The organism is Streptomyces sp. NPDC058092 (assembly GCF_042884935.1).
GTDB lineage: Bacteria > Actinomycetota > Actinomycetes > Streptomycetales > Streptomycetaceae > Streptomyces.
In genome coordinates, this window is record NZ_JBHVSY010000006.1 from 244,574 (window position 1) to 262,828 (window position 18,255).

Here is an 18,255-nt window from a genome sequence, read left to right on the forward strand (position 1 = left end):
CACCAAGAGTTCTTGCCGAGTGGCAAGACCGTGTGGGCGGAATCGGGCTCCGGCCCTGCTGGGCGCGGCGGCTGGGATCAGACGGTGAGTTTCGACCCTACGAGGTCCATCTCATCGTCCAGACCATCCAGGGAGAGGCCTCCGATGTTCGCCTGCTCTCCATCCGCGTGCCCCTGCCGGTAGCCGCTTCCCTTGTAGCGCGTGGGCCGTGCCTTACCCAGCTTCGGGTACCGGGACGCGACTTCGGCTTCGACAACGGCCGTCCGGTCGGCGAGGACGAGGGCGACGCTGCGGCCCGCAGTGGCGTCCGCCGCGGATTCCTGCCGATCGCGCTCGGTGTCCTCGCGGGCCGCGCGTTCGGCCTCTCCGATTCGGGAGGTCACCGCGCGGATGAAGCCGAGCATCCAGGACCGCTTGTAGGCGCGTGTGTCCTCCCCGGTCGGCCGGTGTTCCGCATCTGCCCGGTCGGCACCGCGCAGCATCTGGAGACGCAGGCTCGCGTACAGAACTTCCACGGCGTGAAGGTCGGAGGCAAAGCCGAACAGGTGCACCCGGTGCCGGTTGGCCTGCCCGCCGGGATAGACGGACTGGCAGCGCATCTGGCTCGCGATCCAGGAAAGGAGCTTTTTGCACTCGCGCATCCAGGGAGCAGTGACCTCGACCACGCGGTCGATGGGTTGTTCGGAGGCCGGCTCGCCGCCCTGGAGCAAGGCCTGCTCGATGCCGTACTTGGCCATCAGTGCCGTCGCCTTCTGGAGGAAGGCCTCGGCCTCGGCCTCGGTGGCTGCCGGGTCCTCGGCCTGGCGCAGAATGGCCTTCACACGGGCCAGCAGCTGAGCGGGCAGGGGAGTGCTGAGCGAAGGCGAGGGGGATTCGGGTTCGCCCGGGCCGTTCGCCCGAGGGCTGCCGGTCGATTCCTGCTGTCGGTCCGAAGGCGCCTCGCCGTCGGCGGACCCCTCGCTGTCGGACGGGAAACCGCGATCGTCATCGCTGTCCCGGTCATCGGTATCGTCCAGGCCGCCCTCGGTTTCGTACTCGCGAGCGATCACGTCCGTGAGATCGTCGAGGTTGGGCACCAGCGTGCGTAGCGCGTTCACTGCGCCCAGCGCCCAGGAGGAGGCGTCACCAGGACGGACGTGGGCGCGAAGCGAACGGAGCGGGCTGATACCGCCGATCGCGTCCGTGATGAGGAACTCAAGGCGTGCATGGCCAAGTTGAGCGAGAGCCAGCAGTTCGCACAGGTCGGTCGCGCTACGCCGCGTGTAGCGGAGCTCGATGCCCGGTTCGGGGTACCAGTCCTCTGCTGAGGGCGATCCTTCCACTGCGTCGAGGCCCTCGAAGAGATCGAATGGGTACGAGCCGTGGATATCTGCGTGCACGCGGATCACGGACGAGGACGGAGCGCCGGAGAACGCCAGTGCGGCTGCTCGCTCCTGGGGCGAGGTGACGACGTGGTACCAGACCGGAACGGACCCACGCATGGTGTGCCACGTCGACTCGCCGCGCGCCGTGCGGGCTGCGGCCTCCCGCGCGAGACTCCCGTCGAGTGCCCCGTCGGTCCATACCGTTTCCGGCAGGGCTCCGATGCAGTCGAGGAATTCGGTCAGATATTCGTCCACGGCGCGCAGCCTGGGCTGTTCGGCAGCGACGAGCAGCGCACGCTCACACTCCGAGAGCGAACTGATCACCGGCTCGATGACCAGGCCGACGTACGTCTCGACCGCCTCGGAGAGCTCCGACAGAAACGCTTCGGTCACCTCGGAGGCATTGCTGGAGTGCTTCTCGCACCATTCGCTCATGTAGGTGGCGCGAAGGCGTTGCTCCGCGAGGAACGCCAGATGGCCAGCACCTTGCAAGGCCTCCTCGTACACGACCAGGGAGTCCTCGACGGAGTCGACCGCGTGTGCCTGGGAGAGAACCCCCTCCGCGAGCAGTCGGAGGGGGTCCGCCTCCGATGCGAAGAATCCGGTCAACGAAGTGAGCGAGTGGCCGTACCCTTCGGGAGCTCTCTCGGGGTGGTGGACGTCCGCGGCATCAGTCGTGCGTACGCCCCAGCGGGAGACCAGTTCGTCGTCGGCCTGCCCTGCCTCGACCGCCTGAGTCCGGTCGTGCCGCCACAGTGCGAGGAGAAGTTCCTCCCAGGCCTCCGCGTTCCACGACCGGAGCGCGGGATCACCGGTCATCATGAGCTCGGAGCGGACTGTGCGTACGGCGCCACTCAGATCGTGACTATGCCCTTTGGGCACCAGCCGCTCCAGCCATGAGACTGTCTCGGCCACCGGCTGGACTCGTGCCTCGTCCGCGGCGATGCGCGATATCACCAGCGCATTCACCAGCCGCTGGTCGCCGAGACCGGTGGGGACCAGCGTGTGCAGCTCAGGGCTGTGGTTCGCCAGCGCGTTGCTCAGCTCTGTGACGCGCGTCCGCAACCACGTCTTTCTCGCCGTGGTGAATACCGATCCCGGCGGATGTTCCGCGCCGCGCTCCGTCATGACGTCCTGCCCTCCCCGGAGGCCGTCCGCGTCGGAAGGGCCGCCTGCGCCATACGATCGAAGATTCATTCACATCCTAGGAGGACGGGCACTGTCGGCTGACCACCGCCGGGGGAGCCGACCGCACCAGGCTTTACGCGGCGATGGATCAAGTCCATGTCACGCGCGGTTCAGCGCATCGTCGTCAGGGGCTACAGGTCGATCGAAGAGGTCGATCTCACCCTTGGCGTGATCACCGCGCTCGTAGGTCCCAACGGGGCCGGTAGAAGCAACTTCATCGAGGCGGTGGAGTTGCTGGGCAGCCCTCGCTGCGCGGCCCGAAATCCGTCGGCGCGCGGTGTCCCGCCATGTGTCAACCCGAACCGGTCCGTCCATGCCATGTGCTAGGCATGACGGCATGCATTTTTCCGCCCCTCTGCCTGCCGTAGACCTCGCTGACGCACAGTGGCGACTGATCGCCCAGCTGGTCACCGCTTCCCTGCGATACCCGGGCAACACCACGGACGACGCGGAAGTCGCTGCCGCACGTGGGATCGATCCGGAGCAGATCCACAGTGACGTCTCCTTCCTGACATGGCTCAAGCTGATCGAGCGAAGAGACGACCGGCTGGTGGCCACTGCTCTGGGAGCGGCAGTGCACTACCGACGTCTGCACGAGTCGTCGGAGCTGCGACTGAGTGAGGTGGTCCGGTTCGCCGAGGCGCACGAGGCTCAGGCGCCGCAGTTCACGCGAGCGGTCCAGCAGCTCGCCCAGGGTTCCATCTCCTTCGAAGAGGCCATGAGCGGCGCTGCACGGCGCTCGGCTTGAGCATGGTCGTCATGTGACATCGTCCGCAGTGAAGAGTGCGTCCACGGGGCGATGACGGGCCTTGCGGCCGGTCTCTGAAGTGAGCAGAACCCCGGCCGCAGCCAGCTCGGCATGCGTGGCCACGGGGCCGGCCAGGATGTCCGCGAGAAGGTCGGCCTGCGCGGGACCGAGATCCGTGATGCGACGGAGTACCGAGAGCAGCTCGATCAGCTCCTTGGTCCACTCCGGCGGCCAGCTCTCGACATGGATGTCGTCCAGCGGGCTCGTCCTCTTGCTGGTGGGCTTCGCCTTGCGGTAGCCGAACCACTTGTTCACGACCCTCATGCCGCCGACGTGGTAGGCCCAGACCGCTTCGGGAACCGGAGTGAGGGTGCCTTCGCCCACGTGCAGAGTCTGCGTCGCGGCCTCGTAGCTCATGCGGTTCGGGACGCCGCTGCCTATATGGGTGAGGTAGCGGACCTGCCGCTCGTCCCCCGAGGGGAACTCGACCGCTCCGGCGGAGCGGCCGGCGGCGGGGCAGACGTAACGCTCGCCGTACGTCTAGGCCCAGAGGATCTCGCTGCCGAGGGCCGTGGCCCGGCGCCACAGTTCCGGGTCGCGGGTCAGAGGCAGGCGTACTCCCGGAGTGAGCAGCTCCTCGGCGTAGCGTTCCGTGAACGCGGTGTGGCCGGTGACGGCGACGGTGTACGCGGCCAGGTCGGACGTGGTCACCGGCTCTTTGCTGACCATGCGTGTCAGGTGGGTCAGGAGGCCTTTTGCGACGTTGGGAGATCCATCGGCGTGCAGGACCGGGATGACGCGACCACCGCGGCCGTTGAAATGGTGCGTGTCAGGTATGAGATGGGTGGCCACGACGGCCGGACCCGACCCGATCTCGTGCGACGACTGCTGGTTGAGGAAGAGCTGCTCGCGTTGCAATGAGGCCCAGAGATCGGGACGAGGGCGGTCAAGGACGCGATTGTCGGCAATCAGCCACTGTCTGTCGAAGCTGCGCAGTGCTGTGCGGGCCAACTCCGGTTGCAGGCGGGCTTCCCGCCCGATCGGGTGAGAGTGCTGGGCCCCGCCCGGGAGCGGCTCCTGCTTGCTGTCCAATGTACGGTCCCGGGTCGCCTTGAAGAGCTCGGACTTGGCCTCCGGGGCGATCTCACGTACGAGTCTTGCCCACCGGCGTCGCAGGGTTTCCGCCGAGGGGCTGCTGACCCAGGACCGGTTCGACTTGACGCCGGGACTGCCCCACGGGAAGACACTGCCCAACGCCGGAAACTCCTCCCATCCCGACTGTGTGACAGGAGTCAAGGGCCGTGTTCCCTCGGGGTGGGCGCCCTTCCAGCACTCATCGTCCAGTTCGATACTGCGCAACTGCCGGAACTTCTCGTCGCGTCTGCCCGACACAGAGCGATAGTGCACTCGGGCCGTGGTGGCCCCTCCACGTTCTGCCGCGGCCTTGCGAACGAAGATACAGATGGCGAGTGGCTGAGCGACCCCCGGAAATACACGAGTGGCGACATCGGCTCGCTGCCCCTCCGGTGAGAGGTTGATGACCCAGCCCTCGTCGCACGTCCGACGCAGATAGTCCCGCATACCGCGGCCGCCAGGACCGGTGGTCCAGCCGGACGGACTGATGAAGCAGACGATGCCGTGCCGGTCGACGTCGTGGGCGTCGAACACCTTCCAGGTGGCCCAACGCCAAAAGTAGACATACATGTTCTTGAGGACATGCTCGTAACGGCCGTTGCCCGGCAGGCGGAAGTCGTCGAGCAGCGGTAACTCCCCGCTACTGCTGCGCTTCTCGACCCACCCACCGCGATTTTCCGCCTTGTCGTCGTACGGCGGGTTTCCGATGACGACATTCACCGCTGTGTTCGCCTTGATGGTGTTGGCCCGCCGCCGGGAAGCGGACAACGCGTCGTACGCGTACAGGTATTCGTCTTCGACGAAGGGATTGTCGAGGGTGTCGGTGACGAAGAGGTTGAGCCCGCCGTCGGGCAGCGGCGTTCGGTGGCGCTTCAGTAGATCGGACGTCCGCAACTCGGCAACGGCGAAGGGGCCCATCTGCATCTCGAAGCCGTAGAGGCGGGAAGCGAGCCGGGAGATGGCATCGGAAGCCATCGCGGGACCGTAACGGTCGGCGGCCTGCTCCGCCACTCGCTCGATGATCGTGTGCAGGTACGTACCGGTCCCCATCGCAGGGTCCACGATGCGTACCTCGTCCTCACCGAAACCGGCCTGCTGCCCCAAGCGGGTGCGCAGCACGTCCTCGGTGAGCCGGACCATTTCCTCCACCACCTCGTGCGGGGTGTAGTACGAGCCGCTCCTCTGGCGCAGCGCCGGGTCGTACACGGTCAGGAAATGCTCGTACAGGTGGAGGTACGCATCCCGGTTGCCGGCCCGGATGGCGGGCCAGTTCACACCGGTGATCGTGCGCTGCAAAAGTTCGAGCGTCACGCGAAATCGGTCGTTGACGTTGTCGGTGAGCAATTGAAGCGCCCGGCCCATCAGGGCGTGATCGGCGTCCAGGCTGCGGCCGATGTCGTGGAGACCGGCGTCCTGGATGAGGATGTCCTCAGAGCGTGCGAGCAAAAGGGCGAAGGTCACTGCCTGGGCATAGCCGTCCGCGAACGTTGCATCGTCGGCGGACGGGAAAAGCAGTCTGCGCCATTCGTTCTTGAGGCCGGTGAACGGCCTGGCGCGCAGGTCGTCGTCGGGGGCTGTGGATCTGTCCTCGCCCTCCAGCTGCTCCAGCACTGTCGACCGCAGCAGGCGGCACAGTGGGGCCATGTGCTGCACCAATCGGGAGACGTTGGAGATCTCGGGCGGCTTCCAGTTCAGGAACACCTCGAGCAACGCGTCGAAGGCGGCCGGATCGGGTGGGGTCAATGCCTCGCCCGCGCTCTTCAGCGCTCCGCTGAAGTAGACCGTCTCTCCGAGCTGCTGACCGTCGCGGAACAGTCGCCACTCGGTTCCGTTGGAGTAGAGCAGGTTGGGCAGATTTCGCAGCTTCTCCCACTGTTCTCTGTTGCTCTTGCCGAACGTGGCGGGGTCCACGGGGAGGCCGGGTCTCTTGAGCTCGATGTAGCCCGTTAGTTCGCCGCCGGCGCGCACGGCATAGTCGGGCCGGACGCCCAGTTCCGGAAGGGAGTATTCGTCGTGCCAGCTGACTTCGTGCTGTTGATGCCGCTCGCCCACGGCCTTGAGTAGGGCCTCGAGCGGACCACGGATCGACGCCTCGGCGCTGCCGCCGCCGGACAGCTTCACTTTCGTTGTCCGGCCGAACTCCGACACGGCAGCAAGAAGCCAGTCGTACATCCCCTCTGACATGTGCCCCCCACGGGTCGAGTCAGATGCAGTGATCCCAACTACGCATGGTTCGCTGTGGCGGACGGAGTGTCAACGGTGCGTCAACGGGGGTCCGGCGCTCGGTGTCCGACCGGCGACACATCGCGCTCCCGAGCACGTACGGGCCCGGGCCGCAGCCCGGCGAGAGGCCACCGGCATGCAACAGAGGTAGCACATCGAGCAGTCGCGTCGCGGCGGTCACGTTGTGCACGACGACGAGGACACGCAGACATTTCCCCCGGGTCGCCCACCGCGCCGCATCATCCCCCACCGGCACCCGCACCCACTTGTGCTCCACCCACGCCCCCTCATACACCCCGGCCGCCCGCGCGACCGGCCACGACAGTCAACCAGCGCGATCCACTGCGCCGACGAGGGGGCAGTCAGGACAGAGGGAACGGGACAGCGCGCACAGCCGCTCCGCAGGCCGGCGTTACAGTGCCCTGGTGATCTCCAACCAGGCTCCACCCCTGCGGATCAGACTGCTGGGTGGCTTCCGGGCCGAACGTGACGGACTTCCCGTACTGGAGCGTTGGCGCAGGCCGGGGGCCCAGACCCTCGTCAAGCTGCTGGCGGTCGCGCCCGGCCATCGTATGCACCGCGAACTGGTGAGGGAGATCTGCCGCCCCGGTGCCTCTCGCCAGGCTGCCATGAGCAGCCTGCGCGTGGCCCTGCACACGGCGCGGCACGCGCTGCAGCCGGAGTTGCGGCCACGCGAGGAGTCCGCGTACCTGCTGCTGGAAGGCGAGTTGCTGGCACTGTCCCGGACACTGGTGACGGTGGACGTGGATGAGACGGAGGCGCTCGCTCTCGCCGCGCTCGACGGAACCGACGGGTTCACGGACGGCGGGCGGCGGGTGGCGGGACTCGATGCGGCGCTGAAGGCCCTGCGGGAGGACCTGCTGCCCGAGGATCCCTACGCCGAGTGGCTGACGGCTCGGCGGACGACGCTCTCCCTGCTCCGCGACCGGGTACTGCACGCCCTCGCCGATACCCGTCTCTCCGAGGGAAGTCCGGAGGAGGCCGTCGGACTGCTGGAGGCGTCCCTGTCCTCCCATCCTGCCGACGAACGCGCCCACGAGAGCTTGATGCGCGCACAGCTCGCCCTGCGCCGGCCCGAGCAGGCACTGCGGCAGTACCGGCTCGCCACCGAGGCGCTGGAGACCGAGCTCGGTGTCCGTCCCGGAAGCCGTCTGGAGGAACTGCGCCGACGGGCGTCGGCCGCGTCCTCCCGCACCGCGGCCACGCCGTCGGCGCGGCCGCCGCTTCCTGCGGCGATCCGGCTCGCGGTGCGGACACCGCTCTTCGGCCGGGAACAGGTGCTGCGCGCGGTCACGGCCGAGGAGGCGGGGATACCTCCCCTCACCCTGGTCTCGGGCGAGGCGGGCATCGGCAAGACGAGGCTGGCCGCCGAGGCGGCGCTGACCGCCCACCGCCGGGGCGCACTGGTGCTGTGGGGGGCAAGTCACGAGGCGGAGGGGCAGACCCCTTACGGCCTGTGGGCGGAGGCGCTCGATGCGTGGTTCGCCGACCGCTCTGCCGAACAGCAGGCGGCGGCCGTCGCCGAGTACCCCGCCCTCGCCGGCCTGGTGCCCGCGCTCGGGCCGGCGCCGACCGCGGACTTCGGCCCCGAGGAGGAGCGGGCACGGCTCTTCCACGCGGTCGGCGGGCTGCTGGCGAGCCTGGCGCACACCTCCCGCCCCGGAGTCCTGGTGGTGCTGGACGACCTGCACGCCGCCGACCTCGGCTCGCTCCAGCTCCTTTACCATCTGATCCGCCGTACCGGGACGCGCGCATGGCGGTTCGTCGCGACGTCGCGGGAGGAGGACCTCGCCCAGGACGCGGCGCGCCGGCGTGTACTCGAAGCTGCGGTACGTCAGGGACTGGCCCGGCGGCTGGACCTGATGCGGCTGGGCGAACGGGACTGCGGACGACTCGTGGTGGGGCTGTGCGGCGGCACGGCGCCCGCGCCGGACCAGGTCGCCGACATCTTCCGGCTCTCCGCGGGCAATCCGTTGTTCGCCGGGGAACTGGCCAGGCTGATCAACAGCGGGCTGCCCTCCGCGGCTGCGGTCGGCACCGGGCCCGCCGGCCTCCCCGACTCGGTCCGCGCGGCCGTGGACGCCCGGCTGGACCGCCTCGACGACGCGGCACGGGCGCTCGTCGACGTCCTTGCCGCGGCCGGCGGGGACGTTTCCCTGCGCGAGGCCGCGGAAGTCGCCCGGTCAGCCTTGTATCCGCCGCTCGGGGAGGCGGAGTTCGCCGCCGCCGCCGACCGGGTCCTGGCCGCGGGGCTGGTCGAGGAGCGCGAGGTCGCCTCGGCGGGCCGGAACACCCCGGGCTTCGCCTTCCGCCATCCGCTGGTACGGCTGGCCTGCTACGAGAGGCTCACCACGGCCCGCCGCCGGGTCATGCACGGCGCCTACGGCGACGCGGTGCTCCGGCACCGCCCGGACGCCGTCGACACCCTCGCCTTCCACTTCGTCCAGGCCGACGACCCGCGTGCCGTGACCTGGCTGCGCCGGGCGGCGGACCGTGCCTCGGCGCTGTACGCCAACGACAGCGCGGACGGCTACTACACCGAGCTGGTGGCGCGTCTCGGCACGGCCGCCGACGACACGACGGCGGCGGACGTCCGGCACGGCCACGGACTGGTCCTGCGGCGGATGGCACGTTACCCGGAGGCCGAGCAGGCGCTGCGTAGAGCGCTGGACTGCCGGTTGCGCGCGGAAGCGTTCGATGCGGCGGCGCGCTCACTGGCAGCTCTCGCGGAGGCGATGTGCTCCGCGGGCCGGCCCAGGGACGCCCGGGCCCTGCTCGACGCCTCCCCCGTGCCCGGTGACAGCGTGTCGGCCGCGGCCCTGGCCCTGGACCGGCTGGCCTCGTCCGTCACCGACTTCCACCTCGGAAGGTACGAGCAGTCCCTGGCGGCGGCCCTGGAGGCCGAACAGGCGGCCCGTACCGCCGGCGACGACGACAGGAGCCTCGTGCCGCTGCTGCTGGGCCGCGCCACCGGCAACCAGGCGCTGGCACTGACCATGCTCGGCCAGGACACCCAGGCGCGGCGGGCGGCGCTGGAGTCGTTGGACCACGCCGAGCAGGCCGGGGACATGAGGCTGCTGACGACGGTGCTTTCGATGCTCAGCAACCTCGCGCTCGAGGCCGGGAAGCACGAGGAGGCGCGTGGCTTCCGCACCAAGTCGCTGGAGCTGGCAGAGCGGGGCGGGGATCCGACCGTCATCGCGTTCGAACGGGGCAGTCTGGCGCGGCTGGACCTGCTTGCCGGAGACATCGAGGCCGCCCACGCGGGAGCCCACGCCGCGGTTGATCTCGTCCGGCCGTTCGGCCCCTCGTGGAGTCTGGCCTACACCCTCGCGTACCTGGCCGAGGTTTCGGTCGGGCGAGCCGACTGGGCCGCCGCCGAGACGGCGCTGCGCGAATGCGCCGAACTCGCCGCGGACAGCGGGGACGCGCACGTGCGCGAGGCGGTGGAGCGCATCGGTGATGAGCTCGCGAGTGCCAGAGCCGCGGTGCGGCGCGGGCGGGACGAGGGCGGTTCGCCGGCCTGACCAGCTGCGGCCGGCGATCCGCGGCCGGACCAGGCCGCCGATCGCCGGCCGCGGTGACGGGTGACGGGTGACGGGTGCCATGGTTCGTGACACCCGCCGCCCCTCCGTGTCGGTGTGGGTCAGCCCAGGCAGAGCGACGACTTCAGCGCGAAGTCGGCGGTGCTGGTCTCACCCGCCTTGATCTTGGCCGACTTGACCTGCGAGACGAAGTCCCGGTCGGCGGCGATCACGGTCACGGGTCCGTACTTCTTGTCGATCCACAGCCCGTAGTGTCCTGACTTGTCGGTGATCAGCGGGTACTCGCCGCCCGAGGTGGTGATGTTCACCGACGCGCCGGCCAGCGGCGCCGACACACCGTCGCAGTCGACGCCCGTCACCGAACCGCCCACCTTGCCCCACGACTTGGGGGGCGAGACGTGCATCGCGACGTCCACCGGGACGACCCGGTACGGCGTGTCGGAGTCCACCGTGATCTCGGCGGTGAGGTCGCCGGGCTGCGTGATCGAGGCCGCGGCGGCGTTCAGACCGACCGCCACGGTGACGGATTTGCCCGGCTGCACGGTGAGCCGCCGCTTGTCCAGCGACAGCCACGACGCGTCGCCCTCGTCGCAGACGTCGAATCCGGGCAGGATCCGGGTGAGCCACCCGGGCTCGCCGTATCCGCCACCGACCGCGTAGAAGCCGCAGGCGCCGCCTCCCCGGTAGGTGGGCTGCACGGTGAACGCCGGCAGGGCCGACCAGGTGTTGGCGCTCGGGTCGTACGCGTAGTTCTCCATGTCGATCCAGCTGCCGTTGGCGCTGGCGCCGCCGGAGACGATCAGCAGGCCGCCGGCCGCGCTGTAGGAGGCGCCCCAGATGTCGATCGGCATGTCCGCCGCCGCGGTCCAGGCGCCCGTCGCCGGGTCGTACACGTACGTCTTCCGGCTGCCCTGCTTCTCGGTGGTGCCGCCCGCACAGTAGATCTTGCCGGCGATGCTGCCGCAGGACAGCCACGACGTGGACTGCGGGTAGCTCGCGGCCTTCTGCCACCGGTCCGTGTCGGGCGTGTAGACCCAGACGTCGGTGGTGCCGCAGGTGGTGGTGGTACAGCCGCCGACCAGGTAGAGCCTGCCGTCCAGGGTGGCGACGCCGGACGCCGCGTAGCCGGTCGGTGCGGTCGCTCCCGAGCTCCAGGTGTTGCTGCCCGGGTCGTAGACGTCCAGGCTCCGGTCGATGGAGTGGTCGGCCGACCAACCGCCGGTGACGTAGAGCTTGCCACCGACGAAAGCGCCGTTCGCCTTGTCGCGGACCGTGGGCTGGTCGGCGATCGGCTTCCAGCCACCGCCGCGCGGATCGAGCACGTATCCCGCCTTGGTGAGGGACATGTAGCCGACCGCATCCTGCTGCACGCCACCCACGGTGTACACCTTGCCGTCGTAGGCGCCGACGACATTGTCCGCCAGCCCCACGGGCGTCGACGGGCCGTACACCCAGTCGCTGCCGGCCGCGGTCGGCTCGACCGGGTCCGGGGCGGACGCGGTCCCGGCAAGGGCGTGCTTCGACGTCGTCGCCGCGGCCCCGCGTGGGGTGGAGGTGGGCGCGGAGAGCAGGGAGTACCGGCCGCGTGCCTCGTTGAGGGTGACGTCGGCGGGCGCGCCGCCGGTGTTCTTCACGGTGAACGATGCGGTCGCCCCGCCGCCCAGAGTGACGTTCCGGTCGACCGCACCGGAGACCTCGAGCTGCCCGGCGGGCAGCGGGAAGCCGGTCCGGGTGAGCGCGTGCGCGGTGACCTTCACGGTCTTGGTGACGGTGGTGTACCGACCGGTGCCGGCGGAGAGCGAGTGTTCCCCGGCCGACACGGGCAGCGTGTAGAAGCCGTCCTCCAGCGCGGCGTCGTCCGGAGTGGACTTGCTGGTGGCCGTGGGCGTGCCGCTGCTGTCGGCGACCTTCACCTTGTTGAGCCCGGCACCGGTGTTGCCGTCCGTGACGTGGCCGACGACCAGCCCGGTGGCCTGAGGCGCGCAGCTGCGCCCGCCCAGGTGGACGTCGTCGACCTGCCAGACGTTGCGTCCGCCGCCGGTGTACCGGAACCGGAGCTGGACCTGGGACTTCCCGGCCGCCTGCGGCACATCGAGGCTCTGCTGCGAGCCGGAGACGCTGACCGCGTTCCGCTCCCAGACCGTCTTCCAGTTCTCACCGCTGTCGACGGACAGGTCGACATACACGTGCGACGGTCCATAGGTCCCGATCAGGTACGTGTTGAACTGCAGTGTCGCGGTCTCGACGCCGCTCAGGTCGACCACCGGCGCGGTGAGGGTGGTGTCCTGGGTGTGGGACTGGTCGTAGGCAAGACTGTTGACCGTGGCGAAGGAGCCCTTGCCCTGGGTCCGGTTGCCCCGGTTGAGTGGGTTGTCGAACCGCCACCCCTCGCCATTGCCGGCCGCGTCCGTCACGGCCCAGCCGTCCGGGGTGCCGGTGGTGTCGAAGGTCTGGGTCAGTCCGTCGTAAGCGACCGCGTAGCCGGGGGCGTTGCAGGCCAGGGTGTCGACGGGCACCGGGATGTCCAGCTCGGAGTCGTCGGAACCGACGGCCGTCTCCCTGGTGAGTGTCGGGTAGCCGTCCAGGTCCGGGTCCACTGTCAGCCGGTGGCTGCGGTCGGCCGGGAGCACCAGGTCGTACGCACCGGTGTACGGGTCGGTGTGGTGGGGAGCCGGGTCGCCGGAGACCGTGATCTTCGCGTAGAGGGGCCAGCCCTGGCCGGACCCGTCGGTGACCTTGCCCGTGACGTGGACCCGTGGCAGCGGGGTCAGCGCGATGTCCCGGGTGACGGGTTCGCCCGCGCCGACCGAGACGTCGGCCGTGGTGTCCTGGTAGCCGAAGGCGCTGAAGGTCAGCGTGTAGTGGCCATCCGTCACCGGCAGCCGGTAGTGGCCGTCGCTGTCGGAGACGGCGGTCACCTCACCGGTGGTGACCGAGGCGCCGACGAGAGGCTTGCCGGTCACGGCGTCCGTGATCCGGCCGCTGACCTGGCCGGGCGCGTGGCTCACCATGGCCAGGGCGTCGAGCCTGCCCTCGCCGTAGACGTTGTTGTCGCCGTCCGTGCCGCCGCACTGGCTGTCCGGGGTGTCGATGCCGGTGTCGTCGAGCAGGGCCTTGGTCCCCTCGACATCGCCCACCATCGACGGTGCCGCGGACCACAGCAGCGCGATCGCGCCCGCCACGTGCGGGGTGGCCATGGACGTGCCGTTGTAGCTGGCGTACCCGCTTCCCGGGATACTGGAGCGCACGTTCACGCCGGGGGCGGAGATGTTGGGCTTGATCTCACCGTCCTGACCGGCGCCCCGGCTCGAGAACGACGCGATGGTGTTCGCGCCGTCGTACGCACCGACCGAGTAGTTGACGGTCCGGCTGCCCGGTGAGCCGCTTGTGGCGCAGCCACTGCCGTTGTTGCCGTTGGCCCAGACCCCGAAGATCCCCGACGCGGTCCACGCCAGGCTGATGTCCTCCATGAACGGGTCGTTCGACGGCGTACTCGACCCGTAGGAGTTGTTGATCACGTTGGGGCGCTTGCCGGCGTCCGGGTTCTTGCCCTGGAGGTCGGTCGGCTCCAGCATCCACTGGGCGGCCGCGATCAGAGCCGTGTCGGTGGCGCAGCACGCGTTGGAGGCTATCCACTTCACTCCGGGGGCGACCCCGATGTGGTTGTCCCCGCCCTCGTCCCCGGCCATGGTGCCCATCGTGTGGGTGCCGTGCCCAGCGGTGTCGCACGGCGCTCCGTCGCAGGTGCCGGCGGCGTCGAACCAGTTGTAGTTGTGGTCGAACGTGCCGTCACCGAGGTTGCCGCGGTACTGTTTCACCAGCGCCGGGTGGTCGTACTGGACGCCCGTGTCGATGTTGGCGACGGTGATGCCCTCGCCCTTGGTTCCGTACTTCTCCCACACGTCGTCGGCGTTGATGTTGGCGATGCCCCACTCGACCGCGTCGATCTCGGCCGTCGTCCGACCCGCCGAGGGCTCGGGTGCGGTGTAGTTCAGCACCGGCCAGAGCGCCTCGACCTCCGGCTCCGACGCAAGTTGCTCGGCCATCTCCAGCGAACCACCGGTCACGTGAATCGCGTTGGTGGCCCAGAACGCCTCGTAATCGAGATGGGCGCGGCGCAGTTCCTTGAGGACGTCCGCCTGGCTGGCTGCTGCGGTCTTCCGCAGTGCCTTGGCCACAGCCGTGCCGCGCTTGGTCCAGTCCTTGATCCGGCCGGCCTCGGTCAGGTCCGCCGCGTCGCTCAGGTGGACCCAATAGTCCGCCTTGCCCTTGGACCTGAGCTTGTCGTGCAGGGCAGGCTTGATCTTGTCGTGCTTGTCGGCCTTCGCTGCTGCGGCGCTGGTCGCCGCAGCAGCGGTGCCGGCCTCCGGGTCGGCGGCGTTGGCCGCCGTGCCGGTCAGCGCGAGCGCGGACGCGGCTATTGCCACCGCGGCCAGTCCGCTGACGAACCTGCGGACCGGGCGACTTCGCCCGGTCCGCACTCGTTCCCACACACGCGGCGGTGTCCTCATATCTGCTCCAAGGGTGAGAGACCGTGCTTGCGGATGTGGAACCTTGACGCTTCGTCGTCCGTCGCACCACGAGTGAGAGCGTGTCCGCGCTTTGCGCACCACTGAGACAGCGGATCGCACACCCGCGGCTCGATGGAGAGGAGTTCGAGCGCGGCCCCGGGAGCCAACTCGTTCATTCGGCGGGCGAGCAGCGGCTCCACCCGCTCCCACGGTTCGCCGCCGGCGTCAACGATCACCGTCGTGACGGAGGAGCCTCGGTTCGGACAAGTGGGGTCGAGCATGGTGCTCCTCGTGATCGCATGGGTTCCGGGCCGCACGCTAGAACGCGGCCGTTACCCGGCCGTTAACGGTCGCATTACCCGTCACGCAGGCAGCTTCGCGGAGTCGGCACCCTGCCCGTCGGAGCTCCCGGCCCGGTCCCGGCGCAGACCGGGGTGACCTTCGAAACGCTGATGGCCTTCCTTGCCGACCGCGGGCTGGGCGTCACCACCACCCCGGCGCCCGGCGAGCTGACGCGGCGGCTGCGCGGCGACGACACGCCCGCCTGTGATCGGCCGCGCCCGGGTCGAGCCGGCCCGGCTCGCGCCCCGCCGCCCGACAATTTGCAGCGTCCCGAGCCCGACGGGGACCCGTTGCCAACAGCGACCGAATCATCGCGTCCGACCTCGTCCGCCGCTGCTGTCGCCGGTGGACCGATTGCGGTTCAATAGTGATCGCCCGGTCCCGTGGAACCGCGATCTCCACCGGGCCCGAAGGCCGCCGGCATGCTCTGCGACCGCGGCCGTACGACAGGACAGGCAGGGCCGGTGTGATGCGAATGTTCTTCGCGCCCGAGGAGACCGAGGAATACGAGGCAGCGCGTTCGCTGCTGATCCACCGCATGGGGCAATGGGCCCGCGAGCGGGGCGAGAGCATGGACCCCTTCGTTGTCGAGACAGCGCTCGATTATCGCCATCGAGGTACCTGCGACGGGCGGCTCGGCCTGTGGGAACCCCGGCACATCGAGGAGTATCTGCTGGACTGGCTGCCGCGCACGGTCACCGTGTTGCCCGGCGAAGAGCCGGCAGATGCGCCCGGCACGCTCGCGGCCCTGCTGCGCTACCTCGACGCGATGGGCCTCAACGACCCGCGCGGGGCCTCGCAGGCCGAAAACCTTGCTGCGATCGAGACCCTCGCACCGCGGTACGCCCCCGCCATGGCTGACCGCGGCCGATGGGGAATGGCGAAGTTCTGGGCGGTCACCGCAGCCGAGCAAGGCGTCGACATCCAGGATCCGGCGGCGCTCGAGCACTTCGTGGAGCAAGCTCAGCGAGACGAGGTGCCGTACGACCGGGACGTACTGGACCAGGTGGTGCGGAACCATCTGACGCGCGGCCCGGCAGCCGTGACACGCGCCGAACCGCAGCTGCCGGTCCTGCTGCCCGGGGAGAAGGAGCTGCGCGCACGCGCCGACACGGCCCGCGCGCTGCGGTGGCTGCGAAGGATCGCCGACTGGGCGGGCCGTGAGGGGCGCGTGCTCACCGCGACGGGCAGCCTGCGCATGGCAGACGCGCGAGCCCTCGTCGCCGAGCTGGGGACAGGCGACGCGGTGGAAACGGTGCGCTCCTCCACGCAGCTGCCGCGCCTGGCGCTTGCGGTCGAGTGGGCGAAGAAGGCGCGGCTGGTACGGGTGGCCAAGGGGCGCATGTACGCGGTCGCCAAGGCGCAGCCCCTGATGAAAGACCCGCTCGCGCTGTGGCGGCACGCCTTCGAGACCTTCTCCGAGCTGCGCGGGCCGCTCCTGGGCGCCCGCAGCGGCCGACACGTCGAGTCGATGCTCTTCGACAGCTTCGAGGACGCCGTGCAGGATGTCCTCAACGCCCTCTACAGCCTGCCGCACGCCATGCCCTGGCCCCGGCTGCGCGACTCGCTGCACCTGCGCTATCGCGCCGAGTACGACCTGACCGGGCGCTATGCCTGGCAGATGGAGCTCGGACACGCGGACCGTGATCTGCGCACCGTACTGGACGTGCTGGAGGACCTGGGTGCGATCAAGCGGCACGAGGGCATGGCCGACCCGGTCTTCCTCGACATACCGCTCGAGGAGCACGCGCTGCCGCCCGCCGGGATGCCGCCGGAGCTCGCCGAGCTCTTCGGCGCCGTCGCCGGTGGACAGGGGGAGAGCGAGGAGGCCGAAGAGAGGCGTGAGGAACAGCGGGCGGAACTGGCCGGCGGACCCGTCGAGTTGATCCGTCTCACCGCCCTCGGTCACGACTCCGTACGCCGTCGGCTGCTTGCCGAGGGGCGCGATGCCCCGCTCATCGGTGAACTCGCCCACGCCCCCGCCGCCGGGCTCCTCGGTGTCATCGCCGAGCACTACGACCCGGATGCCGCCCGCACCGAACTCGCTGCCTGGACCGCCGCCCAGGAGGGCCCTGCCGAGGCGCTGGAGAAGCTGACCGACGCGGTGCGCACCTGCCCGTTCCGCACCCGCGCCGAAGCCATGCTCGACGCTCTCGTCGAGGCGTACCCGGATGGCGAGGCCATACTGCGCGGCCTGCGCGGCGACCCGCTCCTTGCCCCCACCGCCCTGAGTGTCCTGGTACGCCGGGAGGTCCTCGGCGCCGAGGACCTCACCGAGCCCGAGAGCCTCCTCATGGTCGCCGAGAGTCTGCTCCAGCTCCTGGAGACGGCGGGCCCCGAAGGCTTCCTCACAATCCTGGGAGGCCAGGAACTCTCTGCCCATAAGGCTCTTGAGGCCGCTCTCGGATCCGGTCACCCCGACCGGGCTGGCCTGGCAGACCTGAGGACGGTCGCCGAGCAGGCCCGGCGGCAGCCGGCCGCGCGTCTCGGCCGCAGCCATCAGCGGCGCCGGCCGGGCGGCAGGGGCAGGGGCGGCAAGCGGCGGCGGTGACGCCGCACGCGGTCAGGGCCGCAGCGGTCCGGGTGACGGCGCCCTCGGCGAAGCCGCCGAACGTGCCGGTGGACATCGTGCGAGGGGCGTGTCAATGCACCTGGCACCGGGCCGACGGTCTCGAAGAAGTATCGCGGAGGCGGGCAGCGGAAGGGCAGGTGACGGCTCGCGCCCGCTCGCGGGACTGCCCTGTTCAGGTAATCGGTCGGCCGGCGGTGTGGGGCGCGAGGGCAACCCTGTCCTTCGGGCGGTGTCGTTGCCGGGCGCGGACCTGATGCTGTCCACGTTGCGACTCCCGGGCATGCGCAGCCAGCGGACGAAGTTCCACGACATGGTCGCCGCTCCACAGAACGCCGCAGCGCTGCGCGCCCGCCCAGGAGACGGGCAGCCAGACGAAGCCGCGGGCCGAAGTGCAGCGGCTTCCATCGCTCAGGTGCATGTCAACGGACGGAACGCCCGGGGGAGTTCACCCCCCCTTTATGATCAAACATGCGCCACTATCCGCTTCTTGTTGTCGTAAAAGTGGCAGGTACGGTCGCGATTGGCAGCTAAAGCTTCACGGGACATCCCTATAGTGGTCCCGCGTTGATCGTGGGTCCGCAACACCAAACCGCCGCCACAGGAGTCA

Annotated in this window: 7 protein-coding genes and 2 pseudogenes; 5 read left to right on the forward strand and 4 right to left on the reverse strand. The window is 69.7% G+C overall.

All coding sequences use genetic code 11. The features are described 5' to 3' along the window. Positions 1 to 77: 77 nt before the first annotated feature. Positions 78 to 2,492: a DUF2786 domain-containing protein gene (locus ACFVV1_RS12910; RefSeq protein WP_389988833.1), complete on the reverse strand. Its 2,415-nt coding sequence runs from the start codon at positions 2,490 to 2,492 to the stop codon at positions 78 to 80. A 156-nt stretch (positions 2,493 to 2,648) separates the two neighbouring features. On the opposite strand from ACFVV1_RS12910, the gene ACFVV1_RS12915 reads away from it, so the two are divergent. Both ACFVV1_RS12915 and ACFVV1_RS12920 read left to right on the forward strand, forming a co-directional pair. Then, a complete protein-coding gene (locus ACFVV1_RS12915; RefSeq protein ID WP_389988836.1) occupies positions 2,649 to 2,879 on the forward strand; it encodes a hypothetical protein in 231 nt (76 codons plus the stop codon). 10 nt (positions 2,880 to 2,889) lie between these two features. Next, the gene (locus tag ACFVV1_RS12920; protein ID WP_389988839.1) at positions 2,890 to 3,300 is read left to right on the forward strand and encodes a hypothetical protein; all 411 of its coding nucleotides are present in this window, start codon (positions 2,890 to 2,892) and stop codon (positions 3,298 to 3,300) included. A gap of 9 nt (positions 3,301 to 3,309) precedes the next feature. Here ACFVV1_RS12920 and ACFVV1_RS12925 read toward each other — a convergent pair. Beyond that, positions 3,310 to 6,618 (reverse strand): annotated as a pseudogene (locus tag ACFVV1_RS12925) (type ISP restriction/modification enzyme). Between the two features lie 464 nt (positions 6,619 to 7,082). Between ACFVV1_RS12925 and ACFVV1_RS12930 the strand changes: the two are divergent. Beyond that, positions 7,083 to 10,205 (forward strand): ATP-binding protein, encoded by a 3,123-nt coding sequence (locus tag ACFVV1_RS12930; RefSeq protein ID WP_389988842.1) that lies wholly within the window; start codon positions 7,083 to 7,085, stop codon positions 10,203 to 10,205. Between the two features lie 119 nt (positions 10,206 to 10,324). On the opposite strand, the gene ACFVV1_RS12935 is transcribed toward ACFVV1_RS12930, so the two are convergent. Then, a complete protein-coding gene (locus ACFVV1_RS12935; RefSeq protein ID WP_389988845.1) occupies positions 10,325 to 14,650 on the reverse strand; it encodes a S8 family serine peptidase in 4,326 nt (1,441 codons plus the stop codon). Positions 14,651 to 14,730: 80 nt separating this feature from the next. Continuing rightward, the gene (locus ACFVV1_RS12940) at positions 14,731 to 15,015 is read right to left on the reverse strand and encodes a hypothetical protein (RefSeq protein WP_389988848.1); all 285 of its coding nucleotides are present in this window, start codon (positions 15,013 to 15,015) and stop codon (positions 14,731 to 14,733) included. 530 nt (positions 15,016 to 15,545) lie between these two features. On the opposite strand from ACFVV1_RS12940, the gene ACFVV1_RS12945 reads away from it, so the two are divergent. Both ACFVV1_RS12945 and ACFVV1_RS12950 read left to right on the forward strand, forming a co-directional pair. Then, positions 15,546 to 17,627 (forward strand): hypothetical protein, encoded by a 2,082-nt coding sequence (locus tag ACFVV1_RS12945; protein WP_389988851.1) that lies wholly within the window; start codon positions 15,546 to 15,548, stop codon positions 17,625 to 17,627. A 205-nt stretch (positions 17,628 to 17,832) separates the two neighbouring features. After that, a pseudogene (locus tag ACFVV1_RS12950) lies at positions 17,833 to 17,940 on the forward strand (alpha/beta hydrolase); the annotation flags it as partial. Between the last annotated feature and the right edge of the window lie 315 nt (positions 17,941 to 18,255).

Excerpts from the sequence above, each read along its gene's own strand:
- ACFVV1_RS12920 (WP_389988839.1), top strand. The coding sequence starts at position 2,890 with ATGCATTTTTCCGCCCCTCTGCCTGCCGTAGACCTCGCTGACGCACAG.
- ACFVV1_RS12910 (WP_389988833.1), bottom strand. The coding sequence starts at position 2,492 with ATGACGGAGCGCGGCGCGGAACATCCGCCGGGATCGGTATTCACCACG.
- ACFVV1_RS12915 (WP_389988836.1), top strand. The coding sequence starts at position 2,649 with ATGTCACGCGCGGTTCAGCGCATCGTCGTCAGGGGCTACAGGTCGATC.
- ACFVV1_RS12940 (WP_389988848.1), bottom strand. The coding sequence starts at position 15,015 with ATGCTCGACCCCACTTGTCCGAACCGAGGCTCCTCCGTCACGACGGTG.
- ACFVV1_RS12945 (WP_389988851.1), top strand. The coding sequence starts at position 15,546 with ATGCGAATGTTCTTCGCGCCCGAGGAGACCGAGGAATACGAGGCAGCG.